Origin of the sequence: Romboutsia sp. D33t1_170424_H2, from assembly GCF_015669105.1 — a bacterium.
Taxonomy (GTDB): Bacteria; Bacillota; Clostridia; order Peptostreptococcales; family Peptostreptococcaceae; genus Romboutsia_C; species Romboutsia_C hominis.
In genome coordinates, this window is the sequence record NZ_JADOZQ010000011.1 from 16,415 (window position 1) to 32,327 (window position 15,913).

At 29.8% G+C, this 15,913-nt stretch carries 18 protein-coding genes; all 18 read right to left on the reverse strand.

Going from position 1 to position 15,913, the window contains the following annotated elements:
• Nucleotides 1–13: 13 nt before the first annotated feature.
• A complete protein-coding gene (locus I4U66_RS11400) occupies nt 14–556 on the reverse strand; it encodes a F0F1 ATP synthase subunit delta (RefSeq protein WP_166504677.1) in 543 nt (180 codons plus the stop codon).
• Nucleotides 553–1,053 (reverse strand): F0F1 ATP synthase subunit B, encoded by a 501-nt coding sequence (atpF, locus tag I4U66_RS11405; protein ID WP_092921401.1) that lies wholly within the window; start codon nt 1,051–1,053, stop codon nt 553–555. Before atpF ends, I4U66_RS11400 begins: the two co-directional genes overlap by 4 nt.
• 97 nt (nt 1,054–1,150) lie before the next feature.
• Nucleotides 1,151–1,396, reverse strand: a complete 246-nt coding sequence (gene atpE, locus I4U66_RS11410) for an ATP synthase F0 subunit C (RefSeq protein ID WP_092921403.1) — start codon at nt 1,394–1,396, stop codon at nt 1,151–1,153.
• A 57-nt stretch (nt 1,397–1,453) separates the two neighbouring features.
• Nucleotides 1,454–2,158, reverse strand: coding sequence for a F0F1 ATP synthase subunit A (atpB, locus tag I4U66_RS11415; protein ID WP_166504676.1), 705 nt, complete (start codon nt 2,156–2,158; stop codon nt 1,454–1,456).
• A gap of 2 nt (nt 2,159–2,160) precedes the next feature.
• Nucleotides 2,161–2,550 carry an ATP synthase subunit I gene (locus I4U66_RS11420; RefSeq protein ID WP_092921407.1) on the reverse strand — a complete coding sequence of 130 codons (390 nt, stop codon included), beginning with the start codon at nt 2,548–2,550 and terminating at the stop codon, nt 2,161–2,163.
• Between the two features lie 4 nt (nt 2,551–2,554).
• Complete coding sequence (locus I4U66_RS11425) at nt 2,555–2,782, reverse strand: AtpZ/AtpI family protein (RefSeq protein ID WP_092921409.1); 228 nt, start codon at nt 2,780–2,782, stop codon at nt 2,555–2,557.
• A 544-nt stretch (nt 2,783–3,326) separates the two neighbouring features.
• A complete protein-coding gene (gene upp / locus I4U66_RS11430) occupies nt 3,327–3,956 on the reverse strand; it encodes a uracil phosphoribosyltransferase (RefSeq protein ID WP_166504675.1) in 630 nt (209 codons plus the stop codon).
• A gap of 12 nt (nt 3,957–3,968) precedes the next feature.
• Nucleotides 3,969–4,421: a ribose 5-phosphate isomerase B gene (gene rpiB / locus I4U66_RS11435; protein WP_166504674.1), complete on the reverse strand. Its 453-nt coding sequence runs from the start codon at nt 4,419–4,421 to the stop codon at nt 3,969–3,971.
• 59 nt (nt 4,422–4,480) lie between these two features.
• Nucleotides 4,481–5,521: an L-threonylcarbamoyladenylate synthase gene (locus tag I4U66_RS11440; protein WP_166504673.1), complete on the reverse strand. Its 1,041-nt coding sequence runs from the start codon at nt 5,519–5,521 to the stop codon at nt 4,481–4,483.
• A gap of 28 nt (nt 5,522–5,549) precedes the next feature.
• On the reverse strand, nt 5,550–6,230 hold the full coding sequence (locus I4U66_RS11445) for a ZIP family metal transporter (RefSeq protein ID WP_092921417.1): 681 nt from the start codon (nt 6,228–6,230) through the stop codon (nt 5,550–5,552).
• Between the two features lie 118 nt (nt 6,231–6,348).
• The gene (gene prfA / locus I4U66_RS11450; protein ID WP_092921419.1) at nt 6,349–7,413 is read right to left on the reverse strand and encodes a peptide chain release factor 1; all 1,065 of its coding nucleotides are present in this window, start codon (nt 7,411–7,413) and stop codon (nt 6,349–6,351) included.
• Nucleotides 7,414–7,457: 44 nt separating this feature from the next.
• Entirely contained in the window at nt 7,458–8,306 is an 849-nt protein-coding gene (prmC, locus tag I4U66_RS11455; protein WP_195928995.1) for a peptide chain release factor N(5)-glutamine methyltransferase, read from the reverse strand.
• A gap of 10 nt (nt 8,307–8,316) precedes the next feature.
• Nucleotides 8,317–9,216, reverse strand: a complete 900-nt coding sequence (locus I4U66_RS11460; protein ID WP_092921423.1) for a DUF1385 domain-containing protein — start codon at nt 9,214–9,216, stop codon at nt 8,317–8,319.
• Nucleotides 9,217–9,355: 139 nt separating this feature from the next.
• Nucleotides 9,356–9,940, reverse strand: a complete 585-nt coding sequence (locus tag I4U66_RS11465) for a thymidine kinase (protein ID WP_092921425.1) — start codon at nt 9,938–9,940, stop codon at nt 9,356–9,358.
• Nucleotides 9,941–10,012: 72 nt separating this feature from the next.
• Complete coding sequence (gene rpmE, locus I4U66_RS11470) at nt 10,013–10,213, reverse strand: 50S ribosomal protein L31 (protein WP_092727659.1); 201 nt, start codon at nt 10,211–10,213, stop codon at nt 10,013–10,015.
• A 116-nt stretch (nt 10,214–10,329) separates the two neighbouring features.
• Entirely contained in the window at nt 10,330–11,835 is a 1,506-nt protein-coding gene (gene rho, locus I4U66_RS11475) for a transcription termination factor Rho (RefSeq protein ID WP_092921427.1), read from the reverse strand.
• A 259-nt stretch (nt 11,836–12,094) separates the two neighbouring features.
• Complete coding sequence (gene glpX, locus I4U66_RS11480; RefSeq protein WP_195928997.1) at nt 12,095–13,096, reverse strand: class II fructose-bisphosphatase; 1,002 nt, start codon at nt 13,094–13,096, stop codon at nt 12,095–12,097.
• A gap of 707 nt (nt 13,097–13,803) precedes the next feature.
• Entirely contained in the window at nt 13,804–15,522 is a 1,719-nt protein-coding gene (pepF, locus tag I4U66_RS11485; RefSeq protein ID WP_442970812.1) for an oligoendopeptidase F, read from the reverse strand.
• Nucleotides 15,523–15,913 lie beyond the last annotated feature (391 nt).

The following is a 15,913-nucleotide window of genomic DNA, read 5'->3' on the forward strand; positions in this document are numbered from 1 at the left end:
GTTCACCACCATTCTAAGATATTACTTGAGATAGTATATTTTTCATTCCTGCTAAACGAGTTTTAACAGTTCCGTCTATCTCTTCGTTTCCAAGTCTAACTAGAACTCCTCCTAGTATAGATTCATCAACGTTGTTTTCTAAAGTAACATTTTTGTTGTATTTTTTTGAAAGTTTTAACTCAAGTTCTTTAATTTCTTCTTGAGACATAGGTACTGCAGTTATTGCAGTTCCTTCTAACACATTTTCTTTTTCATTTAATAATGCTTTAAATGAGTTTTGAACAGCTTCTATAACTGAAACTCTATCTTTATCTATCATTATTTTTAAGAAATTGCTTAAATTTTCACTCAACTGATTTTGAAAAACCTTCTTTAATAAGTCTTTCTTTTCTCCTTTTCCTACAAGAGGAGATTTTAAAACATTGAAAAAATCTTCGTTAGATTTTAGTATGTTTACAACTGCTACTAATTCTTCATTTAAGCTAGCAGTTGTGTTAGTTTCTTCTCCTACTTGAAATAAGGCTTCAGCATATCTACTCGCGACTACATTCATCATTTAGCTTCGCCTACCTCTTTTATAAAGTTATCTATTAAATCCTTGTGCTTAGATTTATCTATATCTTTCTCAATAACTTTAGATGCTGCTAATAATGCTATATCAGATATATCGTTTTTGATTTCATTCATAGCTTTTTGTCTTTCTTGTTCTATATCTTTATTAGCTTTTTCTCTTATATTTTGTGCTTCATTTTTAGCATTAGCTATCATTTCAGATTCTTTTTGCTCTGCTCTTAATGTAGCTTGTTTTATTATTTCTTGACCTTCGTTTTTAGCTGAGATTATCTTTTCTTCATATTCTTTCTTTAAAGATAAACCTTCTGTCTTAGCAACTTCTCCTTGTGCTAAGTTTTCTCTGATGTCTTTTTCTCTAGCTTCGATTATTCCTAATACTGGTTTGAATAAAAGTTTCTTTAATATTACAAATACTAGGAATGTATTTATAAGCTGGAATATTAATTCATATGATATGCCTATAAGTGGCTTGAATTCCATATGTTATCCTCCTTCCTACTAATCACAATTCGTAAGTAGGAGATGGCTCTCCCCATCTCCTATTTACAAAATTTCTTAATATTCATTCATAATTTCCTTACATTAATGGATTAGCAAATAGAAGGATTATTGCTATAACTAGTCCGTATATTGCTGAAGACTCTGCTACTGCTGCTCCAAGTAACATTGTTTTTATTATATCACCTTGTGCTTCTGGTTGGTTTCCAACTGCTTCTGCACCTTTACCTGCTGCGAATCCTTGTCCTATTCCTGCTCCTATACCTGTTGCAACTGCGATACCTGCTCCTATAGCTGAAGCTGCTGCTATTATAGCTGTTTCCATAATTACTTCCTCCTTAGAAATTCTAATTTTTTAAAATTTTGATTATTTAATATTTTTTTATTCTGTTGCTGCACTTCCTACGAATACCATCGTTAACATTATGAATATAAATGACTGTAATAATCCAGCAAATATATCAAAATATAAGTGCAGTGGTACTGGTATTATTAACTGACCAAAAGGTATTGTAACACCTGGGATTAATGTTGATAGATATCCCAAGAAGTCATATAGTAAAGCCATTATAACGGCTCCACCAAGTATATTACCAAATGGACGGAAACTTAGTGAAACTGGTTTCGCTAATTCTCCTATTAAGTTAAGTGGTAATAACAGTGGGTTTGGCTCTAATAATCCTTTGAAGTATACTGGACCATTAAATTTAACACCTGCATAATAAATCATAACGAATGTTATTAATGACCATGCTAATGTAGTATCTAAATCTGTTGTAGGTGATCTAAATCCTAATAATCCTATTAAGTTAGAAACCGCAAAGAATAAAAATAAACTTCCTATGTACGGAACCACATTTGGCATTCTTTTTACAGTTTCCTTACCCATAGTATCTTCTACTAATTTAGCAAGCCCACCTATAGCAAATTCTAAGAATATTTGCAATTTACTTGTTGGAACTTTCTTTAGGTTTCTTGTCATTAAGTAAGAAGCTAAAGCAAGCCCTGCAAGTATTAACCAACTTGTTACTACGGTTTCACTTAATTTAAAGTTACCGAAAAATATAACCCATTTTGCTTGGCTCATACTTACGCCTCCTTTCTTTTGAGTTTGTCTATTAAGAATGTTTTTGTTAATATAACAAACTTAGGACTTAATAACCCTATTGCAACCCCTAATACATGTATGTATGGGGCTTTTACAGAGACAAATAGCACTACTCCTGTCACAGTCATCCTCAGCAAATATTGACCAGCTGAGTATATTTGAGCCTTAGAAACAGGCATAGTTACCGATTTTTCTATTGTTATAGCTAACAATCTAAAATTAAGTACAGCTATTATCGTACCAAATATCAACCCTAAAAGCATTTCTTTGCTAAATGTTGAAGTTATCAACAATAATATAATAGCTATAAGATCGTAAACTATAACTCCCTTTGTTACGTAGTTTATTTCATCTTGTAGTTTTGTATGCATATAATCACTTCCTTTTTGTGTATACTATTAAAGTTTTATAAACTCCCATAAATGCTCCACCAACTCCTAATAATAAAAATACTATCATAAATATTGGTTCTGTATTAAATTTGGAATCAAAAAACTTTCCTAAAAAGGTACACCCAAATATAGGAATTAATATCATCAACCCTACTTGACTTATCAAAGAAAGCATCTTAGCTATTTCCATGTATATCTTGTGTTTACTCATACATTAGATACCTCTCTATGAATAGTTTCTTATATATTCATTAAATTTACTTATGTACATGATTTATAAGACCCACTTTGAGCCCTTTATATAAAAAACCATATATCCTATATTACCACTTTTTCAGCAATTTTTAAACATTTTTTTATTAAATTTGATTTTTTTTGAATTCATTTGAAGTTTTGTGAAAGCACCAATTTAAGCCATTATAGGTATATAACTTGAATAAAATGTTTTCATAAATATATTATTCAAACTATACAATTTCTATCCCATTTAAATAATATTTAATATATATTTATAAAATTTTAATGGTTTTTGTATATTATTCTACCTATTCACTCATTTATGCATGTTTTAAGATTAATAATTAAATATTCTGATTCTCAATAACAATTTAAACCGACTAGCATAATATAGAAATTTCTTCATTTAAAGTTTTGTTATTTTTTTTAACTTCACCTCTTTAACAGATATCCTTTTCCTTACTCGTTATTAAAAAGGCATCTATAAATTTTATAGATACCTTTTCCATGTTGTCTTATTACTTTGTACCGTATAGTCTGTCTCCTGCATCTCCTAAACCTGGAACTATATAACCATGCTCATTTAATTTTTCATCTACTGATGCAACATATATATCTACATCTGGATGATATTTTTGAACTTCTGCTATACCTTCTGGAGCAGCAACTAAGTTAACTAATCTTATAAACTTAGCCCCTCTTGCTTTAAGTACATCTATAGCTGCAACTGCAGATCCACCCGTAGCAAGCATTGGATCTACAACTATCATTTCTCTTTCTTCTATATCTTGTGGTAATTTACAGTAGTATTCTACTGGTTGTAATGTTTCTGGATCTCTGTATAAGCCTACATGACCAACTTTTGCAGCTGGTGTTAAACTTATAAGTCCATCTACCATACCTAAACCTGCTCTTAGTATTGGTACTATTCCTAACTTTTTACCTGCTATAACCTTAGATGCAGTTTTTACTACTGGTGTTTCTATCTCCACCTCTTCTAATTGTAAGTCTCTTGTTATTTCATATCCCATTAACATACTTATTTCTGTTAAAAGTTGTCTGAAATCCTTTGACCCAGTGTTCTTATCTCTCATTAATGTTAACTTGTGTTGTATTAATGGATGATCTGTGATTATTACTTTACCCATTATGACTACCTCCTATTTGCTGTGCTTTTTTTCTATTTCTTTTATCATATCAACTCTTTTTGAGTGTCTACCGCCTTCAAATTCTGTATTTATCCATGCATCTACTATTTCTAAAGCTAATCCTCTTCCTAAAACTCTCTCGCCTAAAGATAACATGTTTGCATCATTATGAGCTTTAGACATCTTAGCTGAGAAAACATCAGATACTACAGCACATCTAATTCCTTTAACTTTATTAGCTGCTAAAGATATACCTATTCCTGTTCCACAGCAAATTATTCCATAATCAATCTCTTTATTTACTACTGAATTGGCAACTGTCTCCCCATATATAGGATAGTCCACTGATTCTAAGTCATTTTTTGGTCCAAAATCTACACACTCTATGCCTTTAGCTTCTAAGTGCTTTTTTATTTCTTCCTTAAGATTATATCCTCCATGATCACTACCTAGTCCTATTTTCATCTGCCTAGTCCTCCAATTTATATTATTATAATATATTTTAACCTACTTTTGCCATAAATTTATGCTTTTATTACTTTATATCCTGCCGATTTAAGTAATCTATTCATTATAGCTTGACCTACACCAGTCATTTCAAAGGATTCAGAATAAACTATATCTACATTTCTTTTATCCATTTCTCTTAGTACATCAAATAAATTGCTTCCTACTTCTTCTAAAGTATTCCCCAAAGAAATAACTTCTCCTTCATATACTTCTTTATTTTTTTCTACACACATCACTCCAGATTTAATACCATTTTCAGAGTTTTCACGTATGATTTGATTTATTTTATTGATAACATCTTTATCATTCCCTGACACTATGTATACGTCTGCATCAGGAGAATAATGTGTATACTTCATCCCAGGTGCTTTTGCTTTTTTATTATCTTCTTTTTTTAATAGAGAAGGATCGACCAAAACTTCTCCTAAAACTTCTTCTAGATCTTCTTTTGTTATACTTCCAGGTCTAAGTATCATAGGTACCTCACCTGTAAGGTCTAACACTGTAGATTCCAGTCCAAAATCACAATTTCCACCTAAAACAATACCACTAACTCTTCCATCCATTTCTTCTTTTACATGGTTACCTTTAGTTGGAGATGGTCTACCTGATATATTAGCAGATGGTGCTGCAATAGGTAGTCCTGATTGTTTTATAAGTTCTCTTGCTATTTTATGAGACGGCATCCTTATAGCTACCGTATCTAATCCTCCACTAGTCGTGTTAGGAACTATGTCCTTTTTATTAAGTATTATAGTTATTGGTCCTGGCCAAAACTTATCCATAACAATCTCGGCTTTATTACTTATATCTTTAGCCAGATCTCTAACTTCTTCTCTATCATATATATGTACTATAAGTGGATTATCGCTAGGTCTGCCTTTAGCTTCATATATTTTCTTTACGGCATTTTCATCTAGAGCATTTGCTCCTAGACCATATACTGTTTCAGTCGGGAATATTACAGTCTTCCCTTCTTTTAATAATTCTGCTTGTTTTTTTAATTCTTCTACATTTATGTTATTAACATCTATTTTACTTATTATTGTTTTCATCTTTTGTATGCCTACTTTCATTTTTAGCTTAAATACACTTTACAATTATTGTACCTACTAAAAAACCAATTATACAATGTAATGTCGTTGACTTTGGAAATATTTCTTCTAAAACTACATATATCATAGTTCCTGCAGCTAAAGAAAGAAAAATACCCATTAAAGAATTAAATACTATCCCAAAACAACCACCTAAAAAACTACCCACACCCATAGGAACTCCTGCTAACAGTGTAAATCCAATCACTTTTGGTATTTTAATTTTAGACCCCACTAAACTAAGTGCCATAGCTAATCCTTCTGGAATATTGTGAATTCCAATTATTATTGCTAAAGTTATACCAAAGGATTCCTCCGATATAAAAGACGATCCAATCGCTAACCCCTCCGGTAGATTGTGAAGTAATATACTAATAAAAACAAGATATCCAGATTTTAAGTCACTAGGTATATCGAGCTTATTTTTTATATACATGGTGATAAGTACACCAATTAATACAAATAAGGAAGTATATGCTATTCCCATTTCCTCCATTGACTCATTCATCAAATCGAAAACTACTACAGCTAACATTATGCCTCCAGATATCCCCATAAAAAAACTAAGATATTTGTCCACATTTTTCTTGAAAACTGCGGATATAACACCACCCATACCAGTTCCTATTACACCTGCTAAAAGTCCTATTAATGTTATTTTAAGTATCATATGCTCCTCCTTTAAATTTTATATACTAATGTATACTTAAAGAAGGAACATATTTATTCATGTTATATAAAAATCCCTAAATTAATAGGGATTAATAGAAGGATTAGATTTAATCAAATTATAGTGATGCCATTTTCTCAGTTTGATCTACAGTTATTAAAGCATCTATCATTTCATCTATATCTCCATCTAAGAATGAATCTAACTTATATAATGTTAAGTTTATTCTATGATCACTAACTCTTCCTTGAGGGAAGTTGTAAGTTCTTATTCTTTCAGATCTATCTCCAGTACCAACCTGACTCTTTCTTTCCGCTGCTATATCTTTGTTTTGCTCAGCTATAGCTTTATCATTAAGTCTTGCTACTAGTATTTTTAATGCTTGTTCTTTATTTTTTAACTGTGATTTACCATCCTGACAAGATACTACCTCTCCTGTAGGTATGTGAGTTATTCTTACCGCAGAGTCAGTAGTGTTAACACTTTGCCCACCATTTCCTGAAGAACGGAAAACATCTATTCTTAAGTCATTTGGGTTTATGTTTACTTCTACTGTTTCAACTTCTGGTAAAACTGCAACTGTTGCAGTAGATGTATGGATTCTTCCTCCTGATTCAGTAGATGGTATTCTTTGAACTCTATGAACTCCTGACTCATATTTAAGTCTTGAGTAAGCTCCCTTACCTTTTATTAAGAATGATACCTCTTTATATCCACCAACACCAGTATCACTTGCACTTAATAATTCCATTTTCCATCTTCTTCTTTCAGCGTATCTTGAATACATTCTGAATAGGTCCCCTGCGAATAGAGCTGCTTCATCTCCACCAGCTCCTCCTCTTATCTCAACGATTACGTTCTTTTCATCGTTAGGGTCCTTTGGTAATAATAATATCTTTAATTCCGCTTCTAGAGGTTCTACTTGCTCTTCTAACTCAGATAATTCCATCTTAGCTAGGTCTCTTAACTCTTCATCTGATTCTTCTTGTAGTATTTCCTTTGAATCAGCTATACTAGTTAAAACATTTTTATATTCTCTATACTTCATTACTATTGGCTCTAAGTCAGAATGTTCTTTCATGTACTTTTGCCAAGTTTTTTGATCATTTATTATTTCCGGATCACTTATTTTTTCTGTTAAATCTTTGTATTTATCTTCTAATACATCTAATTTTTTTAGCATCCTTTTTCACCTCGTTTATTGTAACATATCAATTTTTCATTATATCATAGTTTATAGCCTATAACAACTCTATCAATACCTTGTATATCCTTCTTTGTATATATATTTGTGTATCCATTAGCTTCCATAATTCGCTTTACATCTTCTGCTTGATCATGCCCAACTTCATATGCCAATATTCCATTTTCTTTAATATATCTTACTGATTGTTTGGTTATATCTCTATAGAAATCAAGTCCATCTTCTCCACCTTCTAAGGCATTGTATGGCTCATAATCTTTAACTTGCGTATGAAGTGTTTCTATGTACCTTTTAGGTATATATGGTGGATTTGAAACTATAACATCAAATTTAGTTTCTATATTTTCAATAGCTGAAAATAAATCTGATTTCTTAAATACGACCTTATCATCTACACCATTGTTTATTGCATTTATTTTTCCCACTTCTAAAGGTATATCCGATATATCTAAAGATACAACTTTAGATTTTTCTATATACTTAGCTAGACTTACAGTTATAGCCCCTGAACCTGTTCCTATATCCACTATATTAACTTCTTTATCCTTACAAAGTTCAATAATTTCTTCCACTAAAGGTTCTGTATCAGGTCTAGGTATTAAAACACCTTCTTTTACAAAGAAATCAAGTCCCATAAATTCTCTATTACCTACTATATAAGCTATCGGTCTTCCATTTATCCTTTCTGATATTAAACTTAAAAACATTTTATATTGTTCTTTAGTTAATTCTTTATTTAAGTTTAAATGGATATAAATTCTATCCACATCTCCAAGTACTTTTTGTAAAATAATTTCCGTGTCTAATCTTGGAGTGTCACTTATTTCTTTTAATTCCTCCATATACTTTATAAGTATGTCTCTTATTGTCATATTATCACCTTTATTTTTCTTCTATTACAGCTTTTAATGCTGTTAGTGCTACTTCTAATTGCTCATCATCAGGTTCTTTAGTTGTAAAGTTTTGTAAAAACATTCCTGGATATGCGACAATTTTAGTAAGACTATTATTATATTTCCCAAGAAATCTTATTATTTCATAAGATATTCCAGCAACCACAGGAATACATATTATTCTCATAACCACTCTTAATATGGGATTAGGCCATCCAAAGAAAGAGAATAGTATAATAGACGTAAACATAACTATAAATAAAAAGTTAGTCCCACACCTCGGGTGTAGTCTAGTAAATTTTCTAGCATTTTCTACTGTAAGCTCTTCTCCACTTTCATAGCAGTATATAGATTTATGCTCGGCACCATGATATTGAAATACCCTTTCTATATCTTTACTCTTAGATATTCCTACTATGTATATAAATAAAATAGCTATTCTAGCAAAGCCTTCTATTAGGTTTAATACGAAATCGCTTTGTATATATTTTGAAAACAAACCTCCTACTACAGTAGGAATTAGTACAAATAATCCTATTGATAAAATAATAGATATTATCATAGTCAAACCTATCATCACATCATTAGCTTTATCTTTAAATATACTCTTGAAAAACCTGTCAAAAGCATCCTCTTCTTCTTCATCTAAAAAAAATTCTGATGAGAAGTTTAAACTTTTAATACCTTCTACCATTGTCTCGATTAATACAAATGAACCTCTTAAAAATGGTATTTTATCTATATTCTTATCTTTTATCCAACTTTTTACTCTATTTTTCTTTACAACAATCTCCCCATTGCTTTTCCTCACTGCAACGGCTCTTTTTTCTTTAGACTGCATCATAACCCCTTCGATTACAGCCTGACCACCTACGGATTGCTTCTTCATTAATTCACCTCTTTATTTTATACTTTACTTATTTCTTTATTATAATATAAGAGTATGTATTAAAATAGACTTTTTATATTATAAAAGGGAGCATTCCTTGGTGATTAACATCATTTTAAGAAACTCCCTTTACTTTCAATTATTTTTTATCTTTATAAACCACATGACATTTTCTGCATCTAGCTTCATAAGTTTCAACAGCCCCTACTTGTATTATAGGGTCATCATATCTTGCAGGTTCTCCATTTATTAATCTTTGAGATCTATTAGCTGGCTGTCCACATACTGAACATATAGCTTGTATCTTATCAACAAATTCTGCAACAGCTAATAACTTTGGTGTTGGTCCAAAAGGCTCTCCTTTAAAGTCCATATCAAGACCAGCAGCAATAACTCTTATACCTTTATCTGCTAAGTTCATAGCTATTTCAACTATTTCTTCATCAAAGAACTGAACTTCATCAATTCCTACCACCTGAGTCTTATTATCTATATGATTATATATCTCTCTTGCATTACTTATAGGTATTGCATTTATACTGTCTCCATTATGTGAAACAACATCCTCTTTACTATATCTATTATCTATTTGAGGCTTAAATACTACTACATTTTGTTTTGCTATTTTAGCTCTTCTCAATCTTCTTATAAGCTCTTCACTTTTACCACTGTACATAGGTCCTATGACAACCTCTATATACCCGTGATTTACAGGTCTATACATATTTCGTACCCCCTATGATTGTTAGATTACATTAAAATAGGAGTTGGCTGCCCAACTCCATTTTTGTAAAGATTAGTCCATTTTGAATCTCTTCTTGAACTTGTCTATTCTTCCACCTGCTTCTATATTCTTTTGCTTTCCAGTATAGAAAGGATGGCACTCAGAACATATTTCTATTTTTATCTCGTCCTTAACAGAACCAGCTTTGAAAGTGTTCCCACAAGCACAACGTACTTCTACAGCTTCGTATTTTGGTTGTATATCTTTTTGCATCATATTCACCTCTTCTCAAATTTTATAAATTAACTATATTAATTTTTTCGTTTTGCATTATCAACTACACCATTATAACATAAGTTTTTTATTGGTACAAGCAGTTTTTCTTTAGATTAAATTCCTTTTATCGATTTGATAAACTCTTCATTATTCTTTGTTCTTTTTAATAATTCTATAACTTTATCTGTAACCTCTAATACAGAATTATTACTCATTTCTCTTCTTAATTTATATAAAGCTGACTTCTCTTCTTCTGTAAGTAATAGATCTTCTCTTCTTGTTCCTGACTTGTATATATCTACAGCTGGGAATATTCTCTTTTCAGCTAACTTTCTGTCTAAGTTAAGCTCCATATTTCCAGTTCCTTTGAATTCTTCAAATATTACATCATCCATTCTAGAACCTGTTTCTACTAAAGCAGTCGCAAGTATAGTTAACGAACCACCTTGTCTTATATTTCTAGCTGCACCAAAGAATTTCTTAGGCCCATGTAATGCTCCTGGATCAAGTCCTCCAGATAAAGTTCTTCCTGTTGGAGATATTGTTAAATTATAAGCTCTCGCAAGTCTAGTTATACTATCTAATAATATAACTACATCCTTTCCATGTTCAACTAGTCTTTGTGCTCTATTTAATACCATTTCAGCGACTTTAACATGGTGGCTAGATACTTGGTCAAATGTTGAGTATATAACATCTCCATTAATAGATTCTCTCATATCAGTAACTTCTTCTGGTCTTTCATCTATAAGAAGTACTATAAGTTCTACATTAGGATGATTTTTAGCTATACTATTTGCTACATTTTTTAATAAGCTTGTCTTACCTGCTTTAGGAGGTGCAACTATTAATCCTCTTTGACCCTTTCCTATCGGAGATATTAAATCTATTAATCTGGTAGCTATATCATGTTGATGTCTTTCTAATGTAAGTCTTTCTTCTGGGTATATTGGAGTTAATAATTCAAAGGCCTTTCTTTGTATCGCTGTTTCAGGCTTCTCGTCATTTATTTTTTGAACATATAAAAGAGCCCTGAACTTTTCTCCTGTTTTAGGGTGTCTAGTTATTCCTTTTATCTTATCTCCAGTTTTCATATTAAATCTTCTTATTTGAGAAGGCGATACATAAACATCTCCTTCTGTAGATAGGTAATTTGACCCTCTTAAGAATCCAAACCCATCTGGAAGTATTTCAAGAACTCCTACTACCTCATCATCTTTTGATGTATTAAATTCATCTATTATTTTAGATTCATCTACTACCTTTTGAGTATAGTATCCTTTATTATTTCTAGTATTGTTATTTTCTATATGATTTCTATGATTATTTTCCGTATTATTTCTATGATTTCTGTTTTCTGTATTACGATTATTTCTATTTTCTTCGTTTCTTTGTTGACTATTTCTCTCTTCTTTAACTTCTATTTGTTTAACTTTCTGTTCTTTCTCTACACTGTCTTTTTCTAAACTTTCTTTTATTATATCTATTAATTCATTCTTTTTATACTTACTTATAGACTTTATGCCTATTTCTTTTGCTATCTCTTTTAACTGAAGTAGAGTCTTGTCGTCTAATTCAGATACTTTTATGTTATCTATATTCAAAAGAATCCTCCTCATCTATATCTCTTTATTATATCTTCCATTTAATCTATGGGATTTAAAGGTGTGAAAAAGAAAAGATTTACTTATAATTAATTTTTATAATATCACTTATCTTCTATACTGGTCAACATACAAACATGGCTATATAATAATTATTCTATATATTATATATTATACTATTTTTTAAAACTTTAAACTATCTATGCATATTTATATTTCCTCGATAAAAAAATATAGGCTTATTTGGACAATAAAACCTATATTTATTATACTTCTATTCCATATTATATTTTTTCATTAAATCTATTAATATATCATTTTTATCTAAATTATGTATTGCATCAACAAACCTTATAGTCCCTGTTTTTGCTCTCATAACTACAGATTGCGTCTTAGCCTTATTGTTGCCTATTTGTATTACTCCCTTTAATAAATCACCTTCTGTAATTCCTGTAGCAGCAAAGAATAATTCATCTCCTTTTGCTAAGTCATCAATAGTTAAAACTTTTTGTAAGTCCTCATCAGAGAATCCCATTTCATGGCATCTTTCTCTCTCTTGTTCACTTAAAGGATATATTTGACCTTCCATATCTCCTCCCATACATTTTATGGCAGCAGCAGTTATTACACCTTCTGGTCCTCCACCTATTCCCATAAGCATATCTATTCCTGTTTCTTCGAAGCAAGTAGCTATAGCAGCTGCTACATCCCCATCTCCAAACATTTTTATTCTAGCTCCTAGTTTTCTTGCAGCTTCTATTATATCATTATGTCTTTCTCTATCTTGAACTATTATCGTCATTTGAGTTGTTTTTTTACCTAAAGCTTTAGCAACATTTTTTATATTCTCTTCATGAGATTTATTTAGGTCTATACTTCCCTTTGCCTTTGGTCCTACTATTATTTTTTTCATATAAGTATCTGGTGCATTTAATAAGCTTCCCTTAGCTCCCATGGCTATTACCGATATAGCATTTGGAAGTCCTTTAGCTATTAATGTAGTCCCATCTAATGGGTCAACTGCTATATCAACTTCCATACTCCCCTTAGTTCTCATACCAACTTTTTCACCAATATAAAGCATTGGTGCTTCATCTAGCTCACCTTCACCTATAACAACCTCACCATCTATTTTTATTGATTCAAAAGCTCTTCTCATAGCTTCTACTGCTGCTCCATCTGCTCCATTTTTATCTCCTTTACCCATGAATTTAGAAGATACTAATGCAGCTGATTCCGTTACCCTAACAAGTTCTAGTGCCAAATTTCTATCCATAATATACTCCATCTCCTTAGTTAGTTTTACTAAGAAAAATTATATATTATATTCGTTAATTAGTAAACATGTGTATCACTTTTTATTATATAGTGTATTATAATAATCCTATACACATTAGTATGTTATATTTTAAATATATTTTTCTTAATTTATCAGATAATAAATCAATATAATCATGTATTTTTAATATCTAAAAAAATTTTATAAATTAATATTCTATATAAAAATCTAATTAAATTTCTTTAAAATAAAAAACTAACCAAAAGGTTAGTTTCTTACATCATAGCTGCTAATAATCCAAATAGTGTCGTCATGCTAGTAGCAACAAGTACCACTACTACTGATATTGCTATAATTTTATTTTTTTTCTTTTGATCTTTTTTCGCCATTTATTCCACCTCAAATAAATTATTTATTATACTCTCTATAATTGAGTTAATGTACTCCACAAATTATTCTTTAAAATCTCTCTTCTATATACTTAGCTGCTATTATACCATATTTATAAGTATCTTTTAAAATTACTTTTTTGCTTCAATTATATCCATATTGTATTAATCATATTAAATATGCTTTTGATAGCTTAAAAAATCATTTTATATTCTTATATATGACTTTCCTTCCATTAATAATCAATCCTATATAAAAAGTCCTACTTAGCAAAAATAGGACTTTTTATATAGTTATATTACTAATAACCTATATTATTTAACTATAATCGTTTCTAACTCTTTAACTAATTCATCAAATTTATTTATTGTATTTTCTATAGGTTGTGTACTCGTTAAATCTACTCCTGCTTTTTTCAGAAGATTTGTAGGGGAATCTGAACTTCCTTTTTTTAGAAAACTAATATAATTATCTGAACCATTTTTTAAGATATCTTGTGCAAATGCAACACCTGCACTACATCCTGTAGCATACTTATATACATAAAAACTATTATAGAAGTGCGGTATTCTAGACCATCCTACTTTTGCTAATTGATCTAATTCATAATCTTTACCATAATATTTTTGAAGTAATTTTCCCCAAGTATCATCTAATACTAGTGTATTTACAACTTCTCCATTTTCCATCATCTCATGTATAATTTTTTCAAACTCAGCATACATAGTCTGAATAAATACTGTATCTTTTATTAAGTCTAAGTATTGAGTTATATAATATGCCTTTTCTTTATCATTTGTAGCATTCTTTATTAACACTTCATACAATAAAGCTTCATTAGTTGTTGATGCTACCTCATGAGTGAATATAGATGGATTTGAATTATAATAATTTTGATTTTTGGCACTCATATAAGAGTATACTCCATGCCCAAGTTCATGAGCTAATGTAGATACTGAACTTAAATTGCTTCCATAATTTAATAATATATATGGATGAGCATCATAAACAGATAAACAATATGCACCACTTACTTTTTCATCTTTCGAATATACATCAATCCATCTTTCATTAAAAGCTTTATATACTATATCACTATATTCTTTACCTAAAGGTGCTAATGCTGAATATATAATTCCTTGTGCTTTTTCATATCCTATACTATTATCAACACTATCTACTATCGGAACAAACATATCATAATAATATACTTTATCTAAATTAAGAGCCTTTTTTCTTAAGGATATATATTTATGCAAGCTAGATGTATTATCACTCACAGTTTCGATTAATCTATCATATACTTTGGTGTTTACCCCATCACTTTTTAAGTACATATCTAAAGAAGACTCATATCCTCTTTGAGTGGAATAAAATATATTCTTATTTACTTGTCCTACTAATAGCCCTGCTAAAGTATTTATATTGTCATTATAAGATACAAATTCATTTTGGTAAGCTGATTTTCTTTCATTTCTATCAAAAGATTCTAAAGCTTGACTATACTCAGATGGATTTAAATTTGTTTTTTTATCCATATTTCTAAAGAGTTCATATATATATCCTGGTAATGATGTTATTTTCGATACATCTGCAAGTATGTTTTCTGAAGTTTGATCTAGATAATAATCTTTAGAACTTCTTATGCTTGACAAATATCTATTATATTTACTTTTTATTTTCTTACTAGATGAGATTTCTTTAAATTCTTTATCTGATAATTTCAGAACCTCTAATTCTAAACCTGAACATACCATTCTATAGTCTCTATATACATTATCTAATTTTTCATCCATTGCTAAGTATTTATACGAATTTTTACTTATATCCTTTTTTAATTTTACATATCCTCCAAGCTTATTTAATTTTATATCTAATCTTTCTTTTATTTCTAGTGCAAAATCCAAATGAGTCTTAGACTTGGTAATTTTACCTGTATAATTTTTTAATTCCTTTATATCTTTTGTAAATTTTTTTAAATCTTTTTCCCATTCAGCATCATTTTTATATAATGCTTGTAGATTCCAACACATCTTATTATAGTCAATAGGTTTCTTATTTTCTTGTTTAGTCTCTTCTTGATTGTCTATTGCTATAATACTTTTATTATGCAAAAAATCATTACCATAAGATATTTCTGGCATAGCTCCTATACAAAAAACAGATATAGACAAAATCATAATTGCTTTATAATATATTTTATTGCTCATAAAAAGCCATCCTTTCAATAAAATCTACTTACTTATAGGATGGCTTTTTTGTTCCTTATTATTCAACTATTACCATTTTAAATATTTATACATAAACACTTTATCCACATACTTATCAACATATTAACAATCTATATTACGACAAATATTTAGTTTTTCCAATATTCTTATTCTATTGGAATTTTTTTAATTTTGACTTTTAACATACTTATTA